Here is a 24,276-nt window from a genome sequence, read left to right as displayed (position 1 = left end):
TGATCAAAAACGGGCGCTGATTATACCTATATTTTGTGGTTAGGATGTCTGATCAGTGCTTAACTTTAGTGGTATAACATTGATTTTAGGTTAAAAATCTCATTATTATAATTGAGCGGCCGATACAATTAAAAATCGTATCGTAAACATACCAGGGTTAGGGCGTCAGTATACATGCAACAGTTTACTCATGAAGATTTGGATGAAGACATCCTCACAGACTTACTCGAAGAAATTAATGAGCTTTACGAAGCGAGTGAGCAGACCCTAATTGAACTGGAAATAAAACCCACCGACAAAGAACTTCAACGCGCCCTGTTTCGCTCTATTCATACGATAAAGGGCGATTTGGGTTTGGTTAACTTCACGCCTATGATCCCTTTACTGCAGCACGTTGAAGATCTATTAGATTTCCTCAGAAAAGGCCAAATTGAATACACCAGCAACATGAGTGACTTGGTGTTACTCAGCATGGACAGAGTCAAAATTTTTGTCGAGAGCTGTATTCAAAACGGCAGTGCACAATACGATGCTAGCCTATTCAACTTACTGATCCTACAGATCACAAAAATAGAACCGAGTAACAGTGCCGAGCATGAGAAGATCTTGTCAGAGGCCGTGCTGCTGTTAGATCCCAGTTTGGATGTTCGCGCTTTCATCAAAGGAGAAAATGCAGAAAACCATCGACCTCCTTCATCTAATCTTGCGACGACTGGGATTCCGAAGCACCTAAGCGATCTTAAACGCGGTGATATTTTGTTCTTCCGTGAACTTATGAAACCTATCGAAAAGCGCTCTTCTTATTGGCTTGGTCGTGGCGATCGTATCGCTAAACTAGCAGCCTATGTGAATAAAGTAGCCGGCATGCCAATCGATGAGGACCAGTTAGCCGTAGCCTGTTACATGCACGACTTTGGAATGGCGTTTATGCCAATCGAGATATTGCACAAAAACGGGCGAATGACGGAGACTGAATTTAACTTAATGCGCTCTCATGTTTATAAAAGTGCACGTCTGTTAGAGCACTTAGATCATTGGAATGAAGCGCGGAAAATCGTAATGCAACACCATGAACGGATGGATGGCAGCGGTTATCCTCTAGGCTTGAAAGAAGTGGATATCTGCGACGGAGCAAAACTTCTAGGCATTTTAGATACCTTCAACGCCATTACCCACTCACGGGCACATACCACGCAAGCTGTTCACCCCAAAAAGCGTGCAGTGATTGAGATGAATCGCGTTAAGGATGGTCAGTTTTGTCCTAAATGGCTAGGTATGTTTAACCGCGCGATGGCCGTTTTGCTGACTAAATAAGCCTTCTATTATCAACCAAGAAAATCGATTCAGTGCCAATATGTATCGGCACTGAGTCTAGGCTCACTACATATTAAGCTCTTTTAGCTTACGCGTTAGCGTGTTACGCCCCCACCCCAGTCGTTTTGCCGCATCTTGTTTATGGCCATGAGTATGGAACAAGGCCCGTTCGAGTAACACCCTTTCAAATACCAGCATCGCTTCATCTAAGATATTATTACGACCTGACTGTAGCTGTTCATCAGCCCAAGTTGCAAGCAAGGTTTGCCAATCACCTGACGCTTCCTGACTGTCCTTGCTTAAGGGGAGCTCATGGATCTCTGGCGGCAAATCATGGGGCAAAACTTCTTGCCCACTTGCCATCACTGTTAACCATCGACATACGTTCTCAAGCTGACGTACGTTTCCTGGCCACGGCAACTGCATCAAGATCTTTTTAGTTTCTTTACTCAGACTTTTGACTTCTACCCCTAGCTCCGCTCCTGCTTTTTGTAAGAAGTGCGCAGCGAGTAAAGGTACATCCTCTCGTCGCTCAGTTAAGCGCGGTATATGAATACGAATAACATTTAAGCGATGAAATAAGTCTTCTCTAAATTTGCCATCCGCTACGCGCTGCTCGAGGTTTTGGTGAGTGGCCGCAATGATCCTTACATCAACGCTGACAGGGTTATGACCGCCCACGCGATAAAATTGCCCATCCGCTAACACACGCAACAATCGAGTTTGAACATCAAGTGGCATGTCACCTATTTCATCGAGAAACAAGGTACCACCATCGGCTTGCTCGAATCGTCCTTGCCGGGCATTCTGTGCTCCAGTAAATGCGCCTTTTTCATGGCCGAACAATTCAGACTCAATTAAATCGGCCGGTATAGCCGCCATATTTAAGGCGATAAATGTTTGCTTTGCTCTAGGACTATGGCGATGCAAGGCTTGTGCAACAAGCTCTTTACCTGTGCCCGATTGACCATTAATCAACACACTGATACTCGAGCGAGATAAGCGCCCTACTGCTCTGAAGACTTCTTGCATAGCAGGAGCTTCACCGATGATTTCGGTCGCGGTCGCTAAAATCGGACGTTGATTACTTTTTGCTTGTTCTCGCACGTGAGTGAGTGCTCTGCGCACTAGGCCTACCGCTTCATCAATATCGAAAGGTTTTGGCAAATATTCAAACGCGCCGCTTTGATAAGCGTTTACCGCGCTGTCTAAATCAGAATGCGCAGTCATAATGATGACGGGAATGTTCGGATATCGCTTGTGCACTTCTTCAAGTAATGCCATACCATCCATTTGCGGCATACGAATATCCGATACAATCACTTCTGGTGGTTGATCCGTCTGCAACTGTAACAATAAATCTTCAGGATTCTCAAAGCTGAAACATGGAATGCTCGCAGCTTGCAGCGCTTTTTGTAACACCCAACGAATAGAACTATCGTCATCAACTATCCAAACTGGTTCTGTGCTCATGAATTAAGTTCCTTCCTGTTAATAGGAATATATAAAGTAAATTCCGTATGGCCTGACCAACTTTCTACGTCAATCTTGCCTTTGTGGTGGTCTATCAAAGTTTGTGCGATCGACAACCCAAGCCCCGTGCCTTCTTTTTTGCCGGTAACCATGGGATAAAACAAAGTGTCTTTTAACTCGCTAGGTATCCCTGGGCCGTTATCAACCAAGCTGATTTTCATCGCCAATGGGTGTCGTTCACCGTGGATTGTGACTTGGCGTTCAATTCGTGTGACCACGTTAATTTTCCCCTCACTTTGCTCACTTTGCATCAAGGCCTGAACGCTATTACGCATAATATTAAGCACGGCCTGCTGCACCATGTCTTGGTCAATAATACTCTCGGGAATACTTGGGTCGTAGTCACGATCAATCACAATATCGTGACTAAGATCCAGTTGAACCAAAGTGATGACTTTTTCCAATACACGATGGATATTGTGACTTTGAAAATTAGGCCGGGAATTGGGGCCAAGCAAACGATCCACCAAATTACGTAAGCGATCAGATTGCTCAATAATCATGGTAGTGAACTCTTTCAAGTCTGCCGACGGTAGCTCTTTTTCAAGTAATTGCGCAGCACCGCGAATGCCCCCTAGAGGGTTCTTTATCTCGTGGGCGAGCCCACGGATTAACTCACGAGCGGCCTGTTGCTGCGCCCACTGCTGTGTTTCTTGGCTGATCTTCTTTTGCTGTTCAATTAAACGAACTTCTAATAGTAGCGTTACTCCTTCTGCCGTATGTAAACAGGTGACGGTTACATCGGCGTGAGTGTGGCGACCATCGGCAAAGCTGATTTGTACATCACCGTCGGAATAACCTTCCCCGTGTTGCATGTCTTGAGTAAAACGAATGAAATCTAGACTTGAGTCAGCAATAAGTTGCTTAATGGGGCAATCTATCAACAGATTTAAACTGCGCTCAAACATTGCCTGAGCAGCGTGATTTGCTTCTACGATGGCAAGTTTTTCATTCAACAGGATAACCGCAGTCGATAAGTTATCCAGCAAGGTGTCGGTTTTCATTTTGAACGGCATAATCACAACAAGTTGCTACGCACCATTTTGGTGCTTAAAAATAAATTTCAGCGCATCATGTCCGTTTGGTCAAGTGAATGTTCCTAATTAGGGCGATTCAGCACTGAGGCTTGGTGCAAATAAAAGGTCTGCTTAGGAGTGGATGCAAGTATCTTGCCCGACTTGTGGGCAAGATCTACATGAAATGTATAAGCTCCTCGATTTAAACCATTAAGATTGAATAATCCCTTATTTTGGGAGATTACTTGATCATTTAAGTGCAATGTATACGTCCCTTGCACCTGTGGCTCCAGGGCGGTGCGAATCGTTACCTTTCCGTTATTATCTCTGATAGTTTGCTCTGGCTTAGGAGAAATAACACTGAGATGTACTTCCTTGGTTTTTTTGCGAACGATTGGTGGTGTGGTGATAGATGAGGCAGAAACGCTTTTCAATGTCATGACTGAGCCAGATGACATGGGAACATGCTCACCCAGCTCGGTAGGAGCGTCGGTATAAATAATCCGGCCATCGTCTGTCGTAATTTTATATATCCTATCACTTGGTATAACAGCTAAAGACCAAGTACAAAGTATAAACGCCGCGATAATTGTCTTTATGTGAAACACTGATGACCTACCGTTATTATCTGAAAGCACAGTCTTAAAAACACCATAAAGTTTATACCAATCTCCCTATTGAGCATCATCCATTAGGCATACTTGAGCAACTATACGTATAAAACCCACTCTATAGATACAAAAAAGCCTGCATAAAGCAGGCTTTGAATCATTCACAGTGGCAGCTGCGCTACCTCAATGAAATATATTACACGCTGTAATACATATCGAATTCAACTGGATGAACAGAGGTATTCAATAGTTCAACTTCTTGCAATTTAAGTGCAATGTAAGCGTCAATCATATCATCGCTCATAACGCCGCCAGCGGTTAAGAATTCACGATCACCGTCAAGTGCTGCAAGCGCTTCTTCTAGAGAAGTGGCAACAGTTGGGATTTCAGCAGCTTCTTCTGGAGGTAGATCGTATAAATCTTTATCCATTGCATCGCCAGGGTGAATTTTGTTCTTAATTCCGTCAAGGCCAGCCATCAACATGGCAGAGAATGCCAAGTAAGGGTTAGCAGTTGGATCAGGGAAACGAACTTCGATACGACGTGCTTTTTCGCTGTTCACGTGAGGAATACGAATTGAAGCAGAGCGGTTACGTGCAGAGTACGCAAGCATTACAGGTGCTTCAAATCCAGGTACGAGACGCTTGTACGAGTTAGTTGATGCGTTAGCGAATGCGTTAATAGCACGAGCATGTTTGATAATACCGCCTATATAGAACAAGGCTTCTTCAGACATACCTGCGTATTTGTCGCCAGCGAAGATGTTTTTACCATCTTTAGAGATAGATTGGTGACAATGCATACCAGAGCCATTATCGCCAACAAGAGGCTTAGGCATAAACGTGGCAGTTTGACCGTAAGCATGGGCAACATTATGCACTACGTACTTATAAATTTGTATCTCATCGGCTTTCTTAACAAGCGTATTGAAAAGACAAGCGATTTCGTTCTGACCAGCTGTAGCAACCTCATGGTGATGTGCTTCTACCGTCAAGCCCATCTCTTCCATAACCATACACATTGCGGCGCGAGTGTCATGCGACGAATCAACAGGAGGAACAGGGAAATAACCGCCTTTCACACCTGGACGGTGGGCCATGTTGCCGTCTTCAAACTCAGCGCCTGAATTCCACTTAGCTTCTGAAGAATCGATTTTGAAGAAAGAACCCGCCATATCAGTGTGGAAGCGAACATCGTCAAACAAAAAGAATTCTGGCTCAGGGCCGAATAACACCGTGTCACCGATACCTGTAGATTTAAGGTACTCTTCCGCACGATTTGCCACAGAGCGTGGGTCACGGTCGTAGCCTTGCATAGTATTTGGCTCAAGAATGTCACAACGAATGTTCACTTGTGTTTCTTCAGCAAATGGATCAACGACCAATGTATCTGTATCTGGCATCAATACCATGTCAGATTCGTTTATGCCTTTCCAACCCGCAATTGACGAACCATCGAACATTTTCCCTTCTTCAAAGAAGTCTTCATGAACTTGATGAGATGGAATAGAGATATGCTGCTCTTTACCTTTAGTGTCCGTAAATCGCAAATCTACAAATTTAGCTTCGTTTTCTTTAATAAACTGTAAAGCCTTTTCTACTGACATTTCGTCCTCCAGAATAAACGGTAATGTATAAATAACGTTGGTATTGGTTAACTTAGCAATTTTCGAAGCGATAATCATGCCAATCATAATAAAGGCGAAATCGCGGTTATTTGGGCTTTTCAAGTGGACACGGCTTGTTGCGCCCAGCACCAATGCACCAATCGAGAGCAAAAGCGCACCATTACCGTGCATAAGAGGATTTATCCCTTCTCTATGCCAAAGTAGGTGACACTTAATAGTGCAAATACAAATCTAAAAAGTTAAATCCGCATAAAAACTAAATGGTGTTCGCAAAATGCACATTATAACTGTACAATCCGCGCCCTATAAATTCCGTTAATGGTGGGTAAATCCACCCATACTAGAGAAAATATCATGAGCGCATCGCAAACCTCGACTGACAACTTGAGGAACATAGCAATTATTGCCCACGTTGACCACGGTAAAACCACCTTAGTCGACAAACTTTTACAACAGTCCGGTACGCTTGAGAGCAGAGGCGCTGCTGAAGAACGGGTTATGGATTCTAACGATATCGAGAAAGAACGCGGTATTACCATACTTGCTAAGAACACTGCGATCCGTTGGAATGACTACCGCATTAACATTGTAGACACCCCTGGACACGCCGATTTCGGTGGTGAAGTAGAGCGTGTTATGTCAATGGCCGACTCCGTATTGTTGTTAGTTGATGCACAAGAAGGCCCCATGCCACAAACGCGCTTTGTAACACAAAAAGCGTTTGCTCAAGGCTTGAAGCCGATTGTTGTTATTAACAAAATCGATAAGCCTGGCGCGCGTCCTGATTGGGTTATTGATCAAGTTTTTGATTTGTTTGACAATTTAGGTGCCACTGACGATCAGCTTGATTTTCAAGTCGTTTACGCTTCTGCACTTAACGGTTGGGCTTCAAACGATGCCGATAAGCCAAGCGAAGATATGACACCGTTGTTCGAAACTATCGTTAAGCATGTAAATGCACCTGATGCAGACATCGATGGTCCTTTCCAAATGCAAATTTCTCAGCTTGATTACAACTCATATGTTGGTGTAATCGGTGTTGGCCGTGTTACACGTGGTTCAATTAAAACCAACCAAGCAGTAACGGTTATCGGTGCTGATGGTAAGAAACGTAACGGCAAAATGGGCCAAGTTTTAGGCTACATGGGCTTAGACAGAATGGAAGTCGATGTTGCTAACGCTGGTGACATTATTGCGGTTACCGGTTTAGGTGAGCTTAAAATTTCTGACACTATTTGTGATCAGAACACAGTTGAAGCCTTACCGCCGTTATCAGTTGATGAACCAACAGTAACCATGACATTCCAAGTGAACACCTCACCATTTTGTGGTAAAGAAGGTAAATACGTCACTTCGCGTAACATCCTTGAACGTTTACAAGATGAGCTAATTCACAACGTTGCACTACGTGTAGACGAGACACCTGATCCGGACAAATTCCGTGTATCTGGTCGTGGTGAATTACACTTGGGTATCTTAATTGAAAACATGCGTCGTGAAGGTTATGAGCTTGCTGTATCACGCCCAGAAGTAATTTTGCGTGAAGTTGACGGTAAACTAGAAGAACCGTTTGAAACTGTAACTATCGATGTTCAAGAAGACCATCAAGGTTCAATCATGGAGCAAATTGGCTTACGTAAAGGTGAGCTAACTAACATGTCTCCAGATGGTAAAGGCCGTATTCGTATGGACTTCATCATTCCTAGCCGTGGCTTGATTGGTTTCCAAACTGATTTCATGACCATGACTTCAGGCTCTGGCTTGATGTATCACACGTTTGACCATTATGGTCCGCACAAAGGTGGTAACATTGGTCAGCGTAAAAACGGTGTATTGATTGCTAACGCAACAGGTAAAGCCCTAACTAACGCATTGTTTAACCTACAAGAGCGCGGCCGTTTATTTATCGGTCACGGTGTTGAAGTTTACGAAGGCATGGTTATTGGTATCCACAGCCGTGATAACGACCTTACAGTTAACGCCCTTAAAGGCAAGCAGTTAACCAACGTTCGTGCATCTGGTACAGATGAAGCACAATCTTTGGTTCCACCAGTCGTGCTTTCACTTGAGCAAGCGTTGGAATTCATTGATAACGACGAGCTAGTTGAAGTGACACCTAAGAGCATTCGTATCCGTAAGAAGTTATTAACGGAAAACGATCGTAAGCGCGCGGGTCGTTCAAAAGACTAATCAGTCTTACCTATTTAATAAAAACGGCTCACATGAGCCGTTTTTTTTGCTTTCACAAAGTGTTACTACGCAGATAACCTGCGCACAAAACGCAGTGCTGCTAAGCCTATCAAACTTAAAAATCCAAGACTACCGCCAGAGCTACCTGAACTTCCTCCCCCGCTGGTGTCTTGATTGATTAATGTGTTGGCCACAGGATTCAATTCTGAGTGTGTCACACTGGCTGAGTCAGTCACCACTACATCACTGATAATCACCAAGTGTTGGTCTGTTACCTCTGCCCCTGCTGACAAATCTGCTTGAGTATAATCGCGCAAAGGCGCTGCGCTTGCCGCGCCCCCTAAATCAAATCGGTTAAGGGCGGCGATCGCATCGATAATATCCATACCGTCACCTAGGACTTGACCAAAAACGGTGAAACCGCCATTTTGCACATCGAGGTTTGCGCTGTTGTTGTTAAGATTAATAAACCACTGAGATGTTGCACTGTTCGCATTGCCGCTCAATTTGGCCATAGCAATAGTGCCGCGCACGTTCGAAAGCTCAGGCTCATTTACAACCGAACTCCCCGTTGGTACGCCATCGAGTGGTAGTGCGTTATTGTATTGAAAACCACCCGCTTGAATAACGAACCCAGGCTCTGAACGGTGTACTACGTTATTAGCATAAGCCCCAGAATTTACGTAGCTCAGGAAGTTATCTACTGTTTGCGGGGTTGTGTTATCGAACAGATTGATGTTTACATCACCGAGTACCGTTCGAATTTGCACTTCCGTCGCATGCGTAATATTCACTGCCAAGCAGCATAATCCTGCGACGAGCACAGTGTGTTTTAATTTAGGCTTCATGTATTAAATCATTTAAGTGGTTAAACAAGCCGCTAGATTAAAGCAATTGCACTGAGTGATTCTTAACAAATTGTAATCTTTTTCAGGTACACACTTTCAAAGAAGCTGAATATCTTGCTGCACCAAGTCGCTTAGAGAATGGCGAGTAATTAATAATTTGGCTTGCTCAATGTCCGGAGAAAAGTACCTGTCTTTATCGTAGAAAGTGATCTTGCTGCGCATCAAAGCGTGCACACTTTGCAACTGCGTACTGGTTTTTAAGGGAAATCGAAAATCGATACCTTGAGAAGCCGCCAACCATTCAATAGCCAAAATGCCCGCGACGTTATCAAAGATATCTCGTAGCCTGCGTCCCGCAAACGTCGCCATGGAGACGTGATCTTCCTGATTAGCAGAGGTGGGCAAGGAATCGATCGACGCAGGATGAGCGTAGGTTTTATTCTCGCTGGCTAGCGCGGCGCTTGTTACTTGTGCAATCATAAAACCAGAATTCACCCCGCCATTGTCCACCAAAAAAGGCGGCAAACCGCTTAAGCTAGAGTCAATGAGTAACGCCATGCGTCGCTCTGAAAGCGCGCCAATTTCTGCGAGGGCAATGGCGAGCATATCAGCGGCCATGGCCACGGTTTCAGCATGAAAATTACCGCCAGAAAGAATGTCGTCCGACTCTGAAAAGACGATTGGGTTATCCGACACGCCATTTGCTTCGGTGACAAGAATCTGTTTGGCGAAACGCATTTGCTGCAGGCATGCTCCCATCACTTGTGGCTGGCACCTTAAAGAGTATGGGTCTTGTACCTTCTCACACCCTCCATGTGATTTGCCTATCTCAGATTCCTGTAGCAAAGTTCTAAATCCTGTTGCCACGTCTATTTGTGCTTGATGCCCCCTGACAATATGAATACGCTCGTTGAAAGGCACACGAGAGCCAAGCGCTGCATCAACAGATAACGCGCCAATAGCGATAGAACTCGTTAAGGCATTTTCAGCATAAAACAGCCCTTGCAAGGCAAACGCCGTTGATGCCTGCGTACCATTTAACAGTGCTAAGCCTTCCTTAGGCGCTAATGAAATAGGCTGCAAGCCAGCGATCATCAGCCCTTTTTCGGCGGAAATCCGATTTCCTTGATATATGACCTCACCTTCCCCTAAAAGAACCGCGCTCATATGCGCAAGGGGGGCTAAATCACCAGACGCGCCCACTGAACCTTTTTCGGGTATTGCCGGATACACCTGATGATTGTATAAAGCGATCAATGCTTCTATAACGATTAATCGAATACCTGAGTAGCCTCTTGCTAGTGAATTGATCTTCAATAGCATAAGGAGTCTAACGGTCGATGCAGACATAAGTGTGCCAATACCAGCCGCATGCGACAGCACGATACTTCGCTGCAATAACTCGAGTTCATCCACCCCAATCTTAGTATTCGCCAGAAGCCCAAAACCGGTATTGATACCATATACGGTGCGACCTTGGGTTATGACATCTCGTACGGTTTGTTCTGCGCTATGAATGCGCTCAAAACTATCGGGGCCGAGCGTGATTGGCACATGACGCCTGTGTACTTGACGCATCGTTTCTATGGTTAACTTCCCAGGTTGAAGAAGATACTTCAGCTCCATTATTACACCTCCCCCTGTGGGTTTATGCTAGTCACTCGATCGCTTTGCATGGGTAAATCGAGCTTATGACGTTTAGCGCACTGCTTAGCGATTTCGTAGCCTGCGTCAGCGTGGCGCATAACGCCGGTGGCCGGGTCATTATGTAAAACGCGAGCTGTGCGCTTATCAGCTTCTTCGCTACCGTCACAGACAATCACCATGCCCGAGTGCTGGCTGAACCCCATCCCAACACCACCACCGTGATGCAAGCTCACCCATGTCGCGCCCGAAGCCGTATTCAACATGGCGTTTAGTAAAGGCCAATCAGAAACAGCATCAGAGTCATCAAGCATACCTTCAGTCTCGCGGTTCGGTGATGCCACTGAGCCTGAATCCAAATGATCTCGCCCAATAACAATAGGAGCGGTCAATTCGCCGGTGCGCACCATTTCATTAAAAGCCAATCCCAATTTTTGCCTTTCCCCCAAGCCAACCCAACAAATACGCGCTGGTAAACCTTGAAATTGAATACGCTGTCTGGCCATATCTAGCCAATGATGCAAATGTTCGTTGTCGGGAATAAGCTCTTTTACCTTAGCATCAGTTTTGTAGATGTCTTGTGGGTCACCTGATAAGGCCACCCAGCGAAATGGCCCTATGCCTTGGCAGAATAAAGGGCGAATGTAAGCAGGCACAAAGCCTGGAAAATCAAAGGCGTTTAGTACTCCTTCCTCCAGCGCCATCTGACGAATATTATTGCCATAGTCTAGTGTTGCAGCGCCTTTAGCTTGCAAACCAAGCATGGCTTCAACATGTATTGCCATAGACTGTTTCGCTGCTTTTACCACGCTCGCTTCGTTTACGGCGCGCGTTTGGGCTGCTTGGGCCAACGTCCAACCCTTAGGTAAATATCCGTTCAAAGGGTCGTGGGCACTCGTCTGATCCGTAACCACGTCGGGGGTAATGCCCTTGGCGAGTATGTCGGGAAAGACGTCCGCGGCATTACCAACCAAGCCGATAGATATTGGTTTATTAGCGGCTCTTGCCGCATCAATTCGCGCTATCGCTTGGCTTAGCGAAGCTGCTTTTTCATCTAAATAACCTGTTTTAATTCGAAAATCGATCCGACTTTCATCCACCTCTACCGCCAACATTGAGAACCCGGCCATGGTAGCGGCCAGTGGTTGAGCGCCCCCCATTCCCCCGAGCCCAGCAGTTAATATCCATCGTCCCTGTGAGTTGCCCTCAAAGTGTGCTTTGGCCACGCTGACGAAGGTTTCGTATGTGCCTTGTACTATGCCCTGAGAGCCAATATAGATCCAAGAGCCAGCCGTCATTTGCCCATACATCATCAAGCCTTTTTTATCGAGCTCGTTGAAGTGCTCCCAGTTAGCCCAATGAGGAACAAGATTTGAGTTCGCTATCAGTACCCTAGGCGCATTCTCATGGGTTGTGAAAACGCCCACAGGCTTTCCGCTTTGCACTAATAGCGTTTCGTCATTGTTCATACGGGTTAGCACTTCAACGATTTTGTCATAGCAAGACCAATCCCTCGCGGCTCGTCCGATGCCGCCATACACAACAAGCGCATGAGGATGTTCTGCCACTTCGGCATCAAGGTTATTCATTAACATTCGTAGGGCCGCTTCTGTCTGCCAACTCTTAGCTGTCAAAGTGCTCCCTCTTGCTGCTCGGATGGTGCGACTTTTATCGAGACGTTGCATTCTCACTCCTAATAGAAAGGGAGAAATCGAGATGTCCTCCGATGCGGTAACGATTTCCTGGGTGGAATAACAAGGCGTAACTCACGATCCCTTTGGCTGAAAATGTACGACGACTCACTTGCAAACAGGGTTGGTTATTATCGATTGCTAAAACTTGAGCCACACTGTTAGTAGGCAATATCGCTTCAATAGCATGATCCGCTTGAGTCAACGGCGCGACGCTATTTAGATAATGGTTAGCCGTCGTCTGGCTGAAGTCCTGTTCTAGGTATTGCGGAGCCCATTTAGGATTAACCAGACGATCTTCAAGTTGTACTGGCTGGGCATTCTCTAAGTGTACGACTCGAGTATGAAACAGGTCGGTACCGACCACAATATCAAACCAAGCGGCTTGCTGATTATTGGCTTTAACGCATTTTTGACTGAGTACCTCATTGCTGTAGTCATGGCCACGGCGCATAATTTCATCGTCTATACTTCGAATTTCCAGCAATGCGCTCATGGGACGATGATCGCTTACAAATGTACCTACCCCTTGGCTGCGCGCCAGTACTCCTTCATCGACCAGTTCAGTTAATGCGCGCCTTGCAGTCATGCGGCTGACCTGAAATGTTTCTGCTAACTGATTTTCTGAGCCAACCTTGTCTCCGGGCTTCATTTTCCCAGACTCGATTTTATCTATTATGGCCGACTTAATTAAAACGTATCTTGGTTGCATTAATAGCTCCTGTTAGTTTGGCTAACTTACTCCAATAAACTTGTATATACAAGTATGTACAAGTAAGCTTAATTCTAAAATGGCGCGAGGTAGTAAATGAATCAGAATGCAGATTTCTGTATTAACAATGTCAATATAGCGACGATGCGCTCCACTAAGCAGACAGAAAATGATCCATACGGCATAAGAGAAAACGCCTGTATTTTCATTAAAAACGGCCTTATAGACGCAATTGAGCCGGCGAAAAGACGACTAAGTAGCACAATTAAAACGTTTGACGCACAAAGGAAATGGCTACTACCCGGTTTGATTGATTGTCACACTCATTTAGTGTTTGCAGGCAACCGCGCACTAGAGTTTGAGATGCGCCAGCAGGGCATGAGTTACGCGCAAATAGCGCAGCGAGGTGGGGGTATTCGAAGTACAGTTAATGCCACACGTTTAGCCTCCTATGAGGGCTTACTCAATTCTGCCATAGGCCGCGCAGCACGCTTAGTTGAAGAAGGGGTAACCACGATTGAAATCAAGTCTGGTTATGGTCTTGATTTAGCAACAGAGCTTCGTATGTTGCAGGTGGCCAAAGATATCGAATCATATTTACTGGTCAATATTCAGCCGACCTATCTCGGAGCACATAGCGTACCGTTTGAATTTCACGAAGACCCAGATACTTATGTGGACTTTGTTTGTGAGCACGTCATGCCAGAAGTCATTAAGCAAGGGATAGCGACCAGTGTTGACGTGTTCTGTGAGTCAATCGCGTTTAGCCCAGTGCAATGTGAAAAAGTATTCCGTTCGGCTAAGCATTATGGTTTGAATATAAAAGCCCATGTAGAGCAATTATCTGATCTGAAAGGTGCGAGGTTAGCTGCCAAATTTAACGCATTGTCCGTTGACCATATCGAATACCTGTCACCTGACGATGTACCCGCAATCGCCAAATCTAATACCGTAGCTGTACTGTTACCTGGTGCGTTTTATCACCTACGCGAGACGCAACTCCCCCCTTTAACAGCACTTCGCCGACATCATGTACCAATAGCCTTGGCGAGCGACCTCAATCCCGGCAGCTCGCCTGTAGCATCATTACTAACGATCATGAATATGGGTTGCATATTATTTGGTATGACACCCGCAGAAGCGTTATCGGGTGTCACACGAAATGCGGCGCAGGCTCTAGGTCTAGCTCAGAAGGGACAAATTTCATCAGGTTTTGATGCAGATATGTGTTTATGGGACATACAACATCCTAATGAACTAAGCTACGGCATTAACCAAATTCGTCCGACTCGTGTTTGGGTTAATGGTAAAGAGCGCTGATATGAACAATACATTTATATGGCAGGGGCGCACTGATGATGAAGATAAGGCGCGTGGGTTAAGGTGGCATCAGGTTGTAAACCAAAAAGCGAGCTCTACAACTAACCCGCACTGTTGTTTAATTGGCCTCGCATGCGATCTGGGCGTGAAAGAAAACAAAGGTAGAATTGGTGCAAAAACGGGCCCAAATGCCATTCGTTCCGCGCTAGCCAACTTACCGTATCAGCACAATGTCAGTTTGCTTGATAAAGGCGATGTAGTTGCCAATGAATGCCTAGATTCCTGTCAGCAAAATTATGCAACTGAGGTATCAAAAGCGCTTAAGCAAAACTGTTTTGTTATTGGTTTAGGCGGCGGTCATGAGATAGCTTGGGGAAGTTACCTAGGTTTACAGCATGCATTCAACAACTCTGATGTAGCAAAGGATAATTTAAAACGTATCGGCATTATTAACTTCGACGCGCACTTTGATCTACGTTTACCAGCACCGCATGCTAGTTCTGGAACCCCGTTTAGACAAATTCACCAGTACTGTACCGAGCATTCTCTACCATTTGACTACGCGTGTTTAGGAATAGCTAAGACCGCCAACACATTAGCATTATTTGATAGTGCAGCAATGACGGGCACACGATTTTTACTCGACGAAGATTGCTCAGTAGATAAAGCGATATCATTGCTTACTCCAATGTTGAGCGAAATTGACTTGCTGTATGTCACGATATGTCTTGATGCATTCTCAAGCGCTAATGCGCCGGGGGTTAGCGCGCCAAGCACATTAGGCATCGAGATACCCTTTGTGTTGCAAATCCTGAGATGGCTCGCCGCAAATCAGAACAAACTTGGTTATCAGTGGGCTTTATTGGATGTAGCAGAAATGAATCCCACTTACGATATCGACCAGCGAACAACTAAACTAGCAGCAAGGCTGTTATTCGAAGTAGTAAATGCGAAATTCCCTTAACAACGTCCAAGAGTAACCAGAGATTAAGTCTTGACTGGTTACTCTTGGACAGAACAGTTAATTCAATGCCTTATACAACCGCAATGATTTCCTCGATGGCTAGGCGAGCTTTAGGTAAGCCATAGTTCCAATCGTCGTCGGTGTTTTGATAGCCCATAGCCAAGGCTACTTCACAAATGTGACCATCAAGCTCGTCACTGAATTTCTCACCAATCAACTCTTTATCAACTCCTTCCATCGGTGTAGATGCGATACCTAATCGTGCAAGTGTGTGCATAATATTGCCAAGTGCTAGATACACTTGCGCTTTGGTCCAACTGCCATTGTATCCACTCTCGTCCGTATTCATTTCAGCAAAAGCGTATGCACCCATAAAGGAATCTCGCATGTCCGCGGGCAAGTGACCTGAACTCACCTCTGCATCAACACGCTTAACAAACTTTTCTTTAGTAAAGTGCGGGTCGTATGCTAGTAGAAGAGTATGTGATGCTTCTTTCGCATGGTGCTGGTTAAACTGATGTTTATTTGCAAACGTATCATGTAAGCGTTGCTTCCCTTCATCACTTTCAACTAGGATAAATTTCCAAGGTTGCGAATTGATCGATGAAGCGGATAAGCGGATCGCTTCTTTAATAACGGCGATATCTTCATCCGAAATCCGCTTAGACGTATCGTATTTTTTCACTGTATAACGCGTGCTTAAATCTTTGATAATTTGGTGAGACATTATTAACCGCCTTGTTTGTAAGGTTATCTAAAAGTATGGATGCAAGTGTATGCGCTTTTGAGGCAACTGATAATTAGGCAAAACATTGAAAGACTTTATTGATTACTTTGACAATCTAAATGAACTGGAAGGCCCTTTTTTAGAAGCGCTAAATCCCCCCTTGCCATACACCAACTCCATTAAATAATTAGCCACACAACGAAAATTTAAAGGACTTATACCAATCCGCATTAATACAGGATTTATCATTGCTCGATTATCGTTTGCGCGAGAGCGCTTAGGATGAAGTCACCTTGGTGATGTGTCTCGGTTGCCTTTGGTATTTTCTGTGCGGCAGAAACGAAAAAAGCCACCCGATATAGGTGGCTTCATTCTAAATGGGAGTCTGGGTAAGGCTGGTATCTTTAGTTGCACAGTAACGTCCAGCCGCACGACACGCCAAGGAAGGCGTGGCAGCCACTTTGTCGCGGGGAATGCTTCATCATGGACGTGTCTATACCGTATTTGATACTTCCCTGGAGGTTTATTGCTGATTCGCTTTGCGCGAAGCGCATATACGAAAAAGCCCTGACCGTTTTTTGGTCAGGGCTTTTCGTGTAATGGGCGTCTGGCGGTGTCTTCCGCCAACCGCGTTGTCACGCAACGCGGTTGGCGCATGTGATGCCCCGCATGACACTCGAGGAATTTGGTTTATCCGTGTGTGGGTAGCATTGCGCGACAGCGTTTAAGGAAAAGGGCTATCCGTTGATGCCGTATCAACCTTGCATTACTTTATTCTGCACATGCAAAAAAGGGCTACCCTTACGGATAGCCCTTTTTCTAAATGGGAGTCTGGCAGTGTGCTACTCTCGCATGGGGAAACCCCATACTACCATCGCCGCTAATGCGTTTCACTTCTGAGTTCGAGATGGGATCAGGTGGGGCCGCATCGCTATGGCCGCCAGACATAAACTGTTATTTATCAAGCCGTAGCTCAATAAATCAATATGTAAAAAGCTGATGCCGTTCCCTTGCAGGTCTGGCTGTAATCATCGCTAAATCTCTTTAGTCTTACTCTTGATTTTAATACTTGTCATACATGCAACACTCAAACATTTTATTTAGCTCTAACTTTAGCGAGTAGGTAATTGGTCAGGAAGGTTTCCTTCCGTTTAAGCCATTTAACACGACTCGTTCGCTAGAACGATATAAAAAGTCATTTGGGCGTTGTATGGTTAAGCCTCACGGGCAATTAGTACAGGTTAGCTTAACGCCTTGCAACGCTTCCACATCCTGCCTATCAACGTCGTAGTCTTCAACAACCCTTTAGGACAGTTAAACTGCCAGGGATGACTCATCTTGGGGCTCGCTTCCCGCTTAGATGCTTTCAGCGGTTATCGATTCCGAACGTAGCTACCGGGCAATGCTTTTGGCAAAACAACCCGAACACCAGCGGTTCGTCCACTCCGGTCCTCTCGTACTAGGAGCAGCTCCCCTCAATCATCCAACGCCCACACCAGATAGGGACCGAACTGTCTCACGACGTTCTAAACCCAGCTCGCGTACCACTTTAAATGGCGAACAGCCATACCCTTGGGACCGACTTCAGCCCCAGGATGTGATGAGCCGACATCGAGGTGCCAAACACCGCCGTCGATATGAACTCTTGGGCGGTATCAGCCTGTTATCCCCGGAGTACCTTTTATCCGTTGAGCGATGGCCCTTCCATACAGAACCACCGGATCACTATGACCTACTTTCGTACCTGCTCGACGTGTCTGTCTCGCAGTTAAGCTGGCTTATGCCATTGCACTAACCTCCTGATGTCCGACCAGGATTAGCCAACCTTCGTGCTCCTCCGTTACTCTTTGGGAGGAGACCGCCCCAGTCAAACTACCCACCAGGCACTGTCCGCATTCCCGATAAGGGAACAACGTTAGAACATCAAACGTACAAGGGTGGTATTTCAAGGTTGACTCCACGCAAACTGGCGTTCACGCTTCGAAGTCTCCCACCTATCCTACACATGTAGGGTCAATGTTCAGTGCCAAGCTATAGTAAAGGTTCACGGGGTCTTTCCGTCTAGGTGCGGGTACACAGCATCTTCACTGCGATTTCAATTTCACTGAGTCTCGGGTGGAGACAGCGTGGCCATGGTTACACCATTCGTGCAGGTCGGAACTTACCCGACAAGGAATTTCGCTACCTTAGGACCGTTATAGTTACGGCCGCCGTTTACCGGGGCTTCGATCAAGAGCTTCGCTTGCGCTAACCCCATCAATTAACCTTCCGGCACCGGGCAGGTGTCACACCGTATACGTCATCTTTCGATTTAGCACAGTGCTGTGTTTTTAATAAACAGTCCCAGCCACCTTTTCACTGCGGCCCCCATTCGCTCAAAGAGCAAGTCTCATCACAAACAGGGGCGTACCTTCTCCCGAAGTTACGGTACGATTTTGCCGAGTTCCTTCACCCGAGTTCTCTCAAGCGCCTTAGTATTCTCTACCTGACCACCTGTGTCGGTTTGGGGTACGGTTCGATATATCATAAGTTTAGAGGCTTTTCCTGGAAGCAGGGTATTTGCAACTTCAATTCCGTAGAATCTCGTCTCGTGTCTCAGGCATGTAGAATCCCGGATTTACCTAAGATTCAACCCTACACACTTTCACATAGACAACCAACGCTATGCTTGCATAACCTTCTCCGTCCCCCCATCACTGATATACCAAGTACGGAAATATTAATCCGTTTCCCATCGACTACGCATTTCTGCCTCGCCTTAGGGGCCGACTTACCCTGCCCTGATTAGCATGGGACAGGAAACCTTGGTCTTCCGGCGTGCGGGTTTTTCACCCGCATTATCGTTACTCATGTCAGCATTCGCACTTGTGATATGTCCAGCAAACCTCTCAGTTCACCTTCAGCCACTTACACAACGCTCCCCTACCACGCAAAGTAAACTTTGCGTCCGCAGCTTCGGTATATTGCTTAGCCCCGTTACATCTTCCGCGCAGGCCGACTCGACTAGTGAGCTATTACGCTTTCTTTAAAGGGTGGCTGCTTCTAAGCCAACCTCCTAGCTGTCTTAGCCTTCCCACATCGTTTCCCACTTAGCAATAATTTTGGGACCTTAGCTGGCGGTCTGGGTTGTTTCCCTCTTCACGACGGACGTTAGCACCCGCCGTGTGTCTCCCGGATAGTACTCACTGGTATTCGGAGTTTGCAAAGGGTTGGTAAGTCGGGATGACCCCCTAGCCTTAACAGTGCTCTACCCCCAGTGGTATTCGTCCGAGGCGCTACCTAAATAGCTTTCGGGGAGAACCAGCTATCTCCCGGTTTGATTGGCCTTTCACCCCCAGCCACAAGTCATCCGCTAACTTTTCAACGTTAGTCGGTTCGGTCCTCCAGTTGATGTTACTCAACCTTCAACCTGCCCATGGCTAGATCACCGGGTTTCGGGTCTATACCTTGCAACTAAAACGCGCAGTTAACACTCGCTTTCGCTACGGCTCCCCTATTCGGTTAACCTTGCTACAAAATATAAGTCGCTGACCCATTATACAAAAGGTACGCAGTCACAGAACAAGTCTGCTCCCACTGCTTGTACGTATACGGTTTCAGGTTCTATTTCACTCCCCTCACAGGGGTTCTTTTCGCCTTTCCCTCACGGTACTAGTTCACTATCGGTCAGTTAGGAGTATTTAGCCTTGGAGGATGGTCCCCCCATGTTCAGTCAAGATAACACGTGTCCCGACCTACTCGATTTCACTTAAAATTCGCGTTCGTGTACAGGGCTATCACCTTGTATCGCTGTGCTTTCCAACACCTTCCACTCGCTTATCATTAGCTTAAGGGCTAATCCCCGTTCGCTCGCCGCTACTAGGGGAATCTCGGTTGATTTCTTTTCCTAAGGGTACTTAGATGTTTCAGTTCCCCTCGTTTGCCTCATACAGCTATGTATTCACTGTATGATACCGCCGAAGCGGTGGGTTTCCCCATTCGGACATTTGTGGATCAAAGCATTTTGTCGGCTCCCCACAACTTTTCGCAGACTTACACGTCCTTCATCGCCTCTAACTGCCTAGGCATCCACCGTATACGCTTAGTCACTTAACCATACAACCCCAAATAACCTTCAATATTTGACGTATAGACATTACTCATAACCGAAGTTATCAGTGTATCTACTGTGTATGCGTGACAAGTATTCATTTTCAAATCAGATAGAGTAAGCTCTTAAAGAGTTCTCTTAGTTTTGATTACTTTTATCAGCTTTCCATATTGTTAAAGAACATTGTGATACCGAAGTACGCACAATTAAGGTTTAAAAAACCTTAATCAATAAACATTTAATGTAATGCGTATTGATTAAGGCTACTTAATCTTTTTGAGCAAAAATCACTTTCTTAGAAAGTGGTGGAGCTAAGCAGGATCGAACTGCTGACCTCCTGCGTGCAAGGCAGGCGCTCTCCCAGCTGAGCTATAGCCCCTCAAAATCATTGAGGATTTTATTTTTTGGCCAGTTCGTATTTAGGCTAGGCGGATACCGAGGACGTTTAGCCTGCTAAACGACGAGGTGTCCAACACCGCATAAATGCGAAATGGTAGGCTTGGGCAGACTTGAACTGCCGACCTCACCCTTATCAGGGGTGCGCTCTAACCAGCTGAGCTACAAGCCTCTTGCTCGGTCTTTGTCATTGATACTGCCTTGCTGCAGAATTTGCTTGGTCATTAACAGACGTTAACTCCCGGCGACAAATTCTTCGCGGCGTTGTCTCAATAACAAATCCACTTCGCAATCTTCTTTCGAACATTGCGACAAGTTGCTTGAATATCCCAAGCACTTCTTTTTTGCTCTTCTTTACTAACAACAAAACAATCTGTGTGAACACTCAGCCTGATGAGGCCGACCTAATAGTAAGGAGGTGATCCAACCCCAGGTTCCCCTAGGGTTACCTTGTTACGACTTCACCCCAGTCATGAATCACAAAGTGGTAACCGTCCTCCCGAAGGTTAAACTAGCTACTTCTTTTGCAACCCACTCCCATGGTGTGACGGGCGGTGTGTACAAGGCCCGGGAACGTATTCACCGCAACATTCTGATTTGCGATTACTAGCGATTCCGACTTCATGGAGTCGAGTTGCAGACTCCAATCCGGACTACGACGAGCTTTAAGGGATCCGCTTACTCTCGCAAGTTTGCTTCCCTCTGTACTCGCCATTGTAGCACGTGTGTAGCCCTACTCGTAAGGGCCATGATGACTTGACGTCGTCCCCACCTTCCTCCGGTTTGTCACCGGCAGTCTCCTTAGAGTGCCCAACTTAAGGCTGGCAACTAAGGACAGGGGTTGCGCTCGTTGCGGGACTTAACCCAACATCTCACGACACGAGCTGACGACAGCCATGCAGCACCTGTATCTAGATTCCCGAAGGCACCAATTCATCTCTGAAAAGTTTCTAGTATGTCAAGAGTAGGTAAGGTTCTTCGCGTTGCATCGAATTAAACCACATGCTCCACCGCTTGTGCGGGCCCCCGTCAATTCATTTGAGTTTTAACCTTGCGGCCGTACTCCCCAGGCGGTCTACTTATCGCGTTAGCTTCGCTACTCACGGATTAAATCCACAAACAGCTAGTAGACAGCGTTTACGGTGTGGACTACCAGGGTATCTAATCCTGTTCGCTACCCACACTTTCGCACATGAGCGTCAGTTACTGACCAGGGAGTCGCCTTCGCCACTGATGTTCCTCCAGATATCTACGCATTTCACCGCTACACCTGGAATTCCACTCCCCTCTCCAAAACTCTAGCCTGCCAGTTCTAAATGCAATTCCCAGGTTGAGCCCAGGGCTTTCACATCTAGCTTAACAAACCGCCTGCGTGCGCTTTACGCCCAGTAATTCCGATTAACGCTCGGACCCTCCGTATTACCGCGGCTGCTGGCACGGAGTTAGCCGGTCCTTCTTCTGTTGCTAACGTCACAGCTAACGGGTATTAACCGTTAACCTTTCCTCACAACTGAAAGTGCTTTACAACCCGAAGGCCTTCTTCACACACGCGGCATGGCTGCATCAGGGTTTCCCCCATTGTGCAATATTCCCCACTGCTGCCTCCCGTAGGAGTCTGGACCGTGTCTCAGTTCCAGTGTGGCTGATCTTCCTCTCAGAACAGCTAGAGATCGTCGCCTTGGTGAGCCTTTACCTCACCAACAAGCTAATCTCGCTTAGGCTACTCTTTGCGCGGGAGCCGAAGCCCCCTTTGGTCCGAAGACGTTATGCGGTATTAGCTATCGTTTCCAATAGTTATCCCCCACACAAAGGCATATTCCTAAGTATTACTCACCCGTCCGCCACTCGTCATCTTCTAGCAAGCTAGAAATGTTACCGTTCGACTTGCATGTGTTAGGCCTGCCGCCAGCGTTCAATCTGAGCCATGATCAAACTCTTCAATTAAATATTTATCGAACATGAATTTTTTTTGGTAGACACTCATCAAGTGAGTGCCCACACAGATTGTCTTGTTATTAATTGTTAAAGAACAGTGCTACCGAAGTAGCGTGCTTCCTTGGAAGCGGCTTAAGATGCTGTCCGTGGACCCTCTTAAGCGGGAGGCGTATAATACGCTCTCAAGTTTCGATGTCAAGGCGTTATTTTTATTTAATTTTAAATCAATTTTTGACGTGAATCACAAACTGAAAAACCAAACTAAACTGCCTTACATCACGCTTATTAAAGTCTTTATAAAAGGCTTAAATCACCTGGTGAAAACCAGTGTCGGTGCAGCTGTTTTAGCGGCTGTCCCGAAGCGAGAGGCGCATTATAGAGATCCCTTTTTTGATAGCAAGTGTTTATTTCAATAAATGCTAAATAAAGCCAGTAGAGAATGTTTTTTGAACAAAACTCGCGCTTTACTGTCTATTTAGTAAATTTGTTGTTAAGTTTAGACTCTTAAGTGGCACGGATGTCATAACGTAGAAGTCAGTTTTAGTTATTGGATATCTGAAAAATGAAAAAAATAATAAAAGTAGCGTTCATTGCGAGCTTAATTTCGTCCGTATACAGTGTCGGTGCTCAAGAAGCTGAGGTTTCGAATGATAACCATGCAACTAGTTCATTCGTAAAACGTCAAGTCGCTCAAAATATGTCGATAGGTCGTGCCGTTAAAAGCATTGCTAGTAATTACCCACAAGAAACATCCAGTGTGGTGAGCACGGCATTAGATATGTATCCAAATAAGTATCAAGAAATTATACACGCCGCAATATCCGCTCAGCCTATGTTGACAGAAGATATCGTCAAGATTGCTTTAGAAAAGGAAATCGCTAGTTGCACTGCGATTGTTAAAACCGCAATTAATGCTGAACCAAGCTATGTTGACTTTGTGGTAACAGCTGCAGCTAATTCAACGCCTGATGAACTGAACGAGATTGTGAGAGTCGCAGTCATTACAGAACCTGATTCCGCTGACTTTATTGTTCAGTCGTTAGCGCAACAGCACCCTAACAAAATCGTTGATATACTAACTTCTGCGATTGATGCAGTTCCGCTCGTCGGTGAGTATGTGGTTGAGGCATTGCTTGCTATCTTTCCTAACGATGCCGAAAGTGTCGTTAGTACAGCTGTTCGTGAGTCTGGGCCGCAAAGAGATAATGTTAGAAGAATTATTGAGACGGCACAGAATTTCGGACTTGATGAAGACAGCATATATAAGTATGCAAAGGAAGGTGGCGCTACTGATGAAGAAATCACAGCCGCACTAAAAATTGTTACTGAACAATAGCTATCTAATTTTCAAAGATTTTAATATTATCAAACCGGATTATTATCCGGTTTTTTTATAACTGTTATCACCTTGCCCTTAGCCTACATATCCGTCTTATGCACTACCCAAAAGTCCTCTGTGCATTGTCCCGCTGAAATAGCTGTTCTGTCACAGTCTGTTGCTGTTGTTAATATATGATTATTAATATTCGTAAGGCGACTCTTAGAGCATTTGCCTTAGGATAGTTAGCGGTGAAAGATAAGTAATGAAAACCAATAGGGAGATATAATGGACTGCACACTTTGTTCTCCAGGATAGGTCTTAAAAACGGTACGCTCCT

15 protein-coding genes, 2 tRNA genes and 3 rRNA genes are annotated in these 24,276 nt (G+C 45.7%); 6 read left to right on the top strand and 14 right to left on the bottom strand.

Annotated features, from left to right (window positions below; genetic code table 11):
* Window positions 1–174: 174 nt before the first annotated feature.
* Window positions 175–1,314 carry an HD-GYP domain-containing protein gene (locus AC0L6N_RS03045; protein ID WP_011573896.1) on the top strand — a complete coding sequence of 380 codons (1,140 nt, stop codon included), beginning with the start codon at window positions 175–177 and terminating at the stop codon, window positions 1,312–1,314.
* A 66-nt stretch (window positions 1,315–1,380) separates the two neighbouring features.
* Here the strand turns inward: AC0L6N_RS03045 and glnG are convergent, their stop codons facing one another.
* From glnG to glnA, 4 genes are all read right to left on the bottom strand, one after another.
* Window positions 1,381–2,787 (bottom strand): nitrogen regulation protein NR(I), encoded by a 1,407-nt coding sequence (gene glnG / locus AC0L6N_RS03040; RefSeq protein WP_011573895.1) that lies wholly within the window; start codon window positions 2,785–2,787, stop codon window positions 1,381–1,383.
* Window positions 2,784–3,863 (bottom strand): nitrogen regulation protein NR(II), encoded by a 1,080-nt coding sequence (gene glnL / locus AC0L6N_RS03035; RefSeq protein ID WP_011573894.1) that lies wholly within the window; start codon window positions 3,861–3,863, stop codon window positions 2,784–2,786. Before glnL ends, glnG begins: the two co-directional genes overlap by 4 nt.
* Before the next feature lie 83 nt (window positions 3,864–3,946).
* Window positions 3,947–4,471, bottom strand: a complete 525-nt coding sequence (locus AC0L6N_RS03030; RefSeq protein WP_473478738.1) for a DUF4124 domain-containing protein — start codon at window positions 4,469–4,471, stop codon at window positions 3,947–3,949.
* Between the two features lie 199 nt (window positions 4,472–4,670).
* Window positions 4,671–6,080 carry a glutamate--ammonia ligase gene (gene glnA / locus AC0L6N_RS03025; protein WP_473481231.1) on the bottom strand — a complete coding sequence of 470 codons (1,410 nt, stop codon included), beginning with the start codon at window positions 6,078–6,080 and terminating at the stop codon, window positions 4,671–4,673.
* A gap of 375 nt (window positions 6,081–6,455) precedes the next feature.
* Between glnA and typA the strand changes: the two genes are divergently transcribed.
* Window positions 6,456–8,291, top strand: coding sequence for a translational GTPase TypA (gene typA / locus AC0L6N_RS03020; protein WP_041713387.1), 1,836 nt, complete (start codon window positions 6,456–6,458; stop codon window positions 8,289–8,291).
* A 65-nt stretch (window positions 8,292–8,356) separates the two neighbouring features.
* Here typA and AC0L6N_RS03015 read toward each other — a convergent pair whose 3' ends face one another.
* From AC0L6N_RS03015 to hutC, 4 genes are all read right to left on the bottom strand, one after another.
* A complete protein-coding gene (locus AC0L6N_RS03015) occupies window positions 8,357–9,139 on the bottom strand; it encodes a peptidylprolyl isomerase (RefSeq protein WP_473478735.1) in 783 nt (260 codons plus the stop codon).
* A 96-nt stretch (window positions 9,140–9,235) separates the two neighbouring features.
* Window positions 9,236–10,765: a histidine ammonia-lyase gene (hutH, locus tag AC0L6N_RS03010; protein WP_473478733.1), complete on the bottom strand. Its 1,530-nt coding sequence runs from the start codon at window positions 10,763–10,765 to the stop codon at window positions 9,236–9,238.
* 2 nt (window positions 10,766–10,767) lie between these two features.
* Window positions 10,768–12,468: a urocanate hydratase gene (gene hutU / locus AC0L6N_RS03005; protein WP_473478730.1), complete on the bottom strand. Its 1,701-nt coding sequence runs from the start codon at window positions 12,466–12,468 to the stop codon at window positions 10,768–10,770.
* Window positions 12,452–13,186, bottom strand: a complete 735-nt coding sequence (gene hutC, locus AC0L6N_RS03000; protein WP_473478728.1) for a histidine utilization repressor — start codon at window positions 13,184–13,186, stop codon at window positions 12,452–12,454. Before hutC ends, hutU begins: the two co-directional genes overlap by 17 nt.
* 96 nt (window positions 13,187–13,282) lie before the next feature.
* On the opposite strand from hutC, the gene hutI reads away from it, so the two are divergent.
* Both hutI and hutG read left to right on the top strand, forming a co-directional pair.
* Window positions 13,283–14,506: an imidazolonepropionase gene (hutI, locus tag AC0L6N_RS02995; protein WP_473478726.1), complete on the top strand. Its 1,224-nt coding sequence runs from the start codon at window positions 13,283–13,285 to the stop codon at window positions 14,504–14,506.
* A gap of 1 nt (window position 14,507) precedes the next feature.
* Window positions 14,508–15,470 (top strand): formimidoylglutamase, encoded by a 963-nt coding sequence (gene hutG, locus AC0L6N_RS02990; RefSeq protein WP_473478724.1) that lies wholly within the window; start codon window positions 14,508–14,510, stop codon window positions 15,468–15,470.
* Between the two features lie 70 nt (window positions 15,471–15,540).
* Here hutG and AC0L6N_RS02985 read toward each other — a convergent pair whose 3' ends face one another.
* The 6 genes from AC0L6N_RS02985 to AC0L6N_RS02960 all read right to left on the bottom strand — a co-directional run bounded on the left by AC0L6N_RS02985 (window position 15,541) and on the right by AC0L6N_RS02960 (window position 22,627).
* Window positions 15,541–16,197 carry a nitroreductase family protein gene (locus tag AC0L6N_RS02985; protein WP_011573884.1) on the bottom strand — a complete coding sequence of 219 codons (657 nt, stop codon included), beginning with the start codon at window positions 16,195–16,197 and terminating at the stop codon, window positions 15,541–15,543.
* 829 nt (window positions 16,198–17,026) lie between these two features.
* Window positions 17,027–17,142: ribosomal RNA gene (rrf, locus tag AC0L6N_RS02980) — 5S ribosomal RNA — on the bottom strand.
* Between the two features lie 265 nt (window positions 17,143–17,407).
* Window positions 17,408–20,292: ribosomal RNA gene (locus tag AC0L6N_RS02975) — 23S ribosomal RNA — on the bottom strand.
* A gap of 298 nt (window positions 20,293–20,590) precedes the next feature.
* Window positions 20,591–20,666: transfer RNA gene (locus AC0L6N_RS02970), tRNA-Ala, on the bottom strand.
* 112 nt (window positions 20,667–20,778) lie between these two features.
* Window positions 20,779–20,855, bottom strand: a tRNA-Ile gene (locus AC0L6N_RS02965).
* A 239-nt stretch (window positions 20,856–21,094) separates the two neighbouring features.
* Window positions 21,095–22,627: ribosomal RNA gene (locus AC0L6N_RS02960) — 16S ribosomal RNA — on the bottom strand.
* Together the 16S, 23S and 5S rRNA genes with 2 tRNA genes alongside form the textbook arrangement of a ribosomal RNA operon.
* Before the next feature lie 137 nt (window positions 22,628–22,764).
* Between AC0L6N_RS02960 and AC0L6N_RS02955 the strand changes: the two genes are divergently transcribed.
* Both AC0L6N_RS02955 and AC0L6N_RS02950 read left to right on the top strand, forming a co-directional pair.
* On the top strand, window positions 22,765–23,034 hold the full coding sequence (locus AC0L6N_RS02955) for a hypothetical protein (RefSeq protein ID WP_473478721.1): 270 nt from the start codon (window positions 22,765–22,767) through the stop codon (window positions 23,032–23,034).
* Between the two features lie 146 nt (window positions 23,035–23,180).
* Window positions 23,181–23,954: a hypothetical protein gene (locus AC0L6N_RS02950; protein WP_473478718.1), complete on the top strand. Its 774-nt coding sequence runs from the start codon at window positions 23,181–23,183 to the stop codon at window positions 23,952–23,954.
* The last annotated feature ends 322 nt before the right edge of the window (window positions 23,955–24,276 follow it).

It is taken from the genome of Paraglaciecola sp. G1-13 (assembly GCF_055809255.1).
This window is presented reverse-complemented; position numbering and strand designations above follow the sequence as displayed.

What these genes read in the sequence shown, in the direction of transcription:
- AC0L6N_RS03045 (WP_011573896.1), top strand. Translation starts at nt 175, where the DNA reads ATGCAACAGTTTACTCATGAAGATTTGGATGAAGACATCCTCACAGAC.
- glnG (WP_011573895.1), bottom strand. Translation starts at nt 2,787, where the DNA reads ATGAGCACAGAACCAGTTTGGATAGTTGATGACGATAGTTCTATTCGT.
- glnL (WP_011573894.1), bottom strand. Translation starts at nt 3,863, where the DNA reads ATGCCGTTCAAAATGAAAACCGACACCTTGCTGGATAACTTATCGACT.
- glnA (WP_473481231.1), bottom strand. Translation starts at nt 6,080, where the DNA reads ATGTCAGTAGAAAAGGCTTTACAGTTTATTAAAGAAAACGAAGCTAAA.
- typA (WP_041713387.1), top strand. Translation starts at nt 6,456, where the DNA reads ATGAGCGCATCGCAAACCTCGACTGACAACTTGAGGAACATAGCAATT.
- AC0L6N_RS03015 (WP_473478735.1), bottom strand. Translation starts at nt 9,139, where the DNA reads ATGAAGCCTAAATTAAAACACACTGTGCTCGTCGCAGGATTATGCTGC.
- hutH (WP_473478733.1), bottom strand. Translation starts at nt 10,765, where the DNA reads ATGGAGCTGAAGTATCTTCTTCAACCTGGGAAGTTAACCATAGAAACG.
- hutU (WP_473478730.1), bottom strand. Translation starts at nt 12,468, where the DNA reads ATGCAACGTCTCGATAAAAGTCGCACCATCCGAGCAGCAAGAGGGAGC.
- hutC (WP_473478728.1), bottom strand. Translation starts at nt 13,186, where the DNA reads ATGCAACCAAGATACGTTTTAATTAAGTCGGCCATAATAGATAAAATC.
- hutI (WP_473478726.1), top strand. Translation starts at nt 13,283, where the DNA reads ATGAATCAGAATGCAGATTTCTGTATTAACAATGTCAATATAGCGACG.
- hutG (WP_473478724.1), top strand. Translation starts at nt 14,508, where the DNA reads ATGAACAATACATTTATATGGCAGGGGCGCACTGATGATGAAGATAAG.
- AC0L6N_RS02985 (WP_011573884.1), bottom strand. Translation starts at nt 16,197, where the DNA reads ATGTCTCACCAAATTATCAAAGATTTAAGCACGCGTTATACAGTGAAA.
- AC0L6N_RS02950 (WP_473478718.1), top strand. Translation starts at nt 23,181, where the DNA reads ATGAAAAAAATAATAAAAGTAGCGTTCATTGCGAGCTTAATTTCGTCC.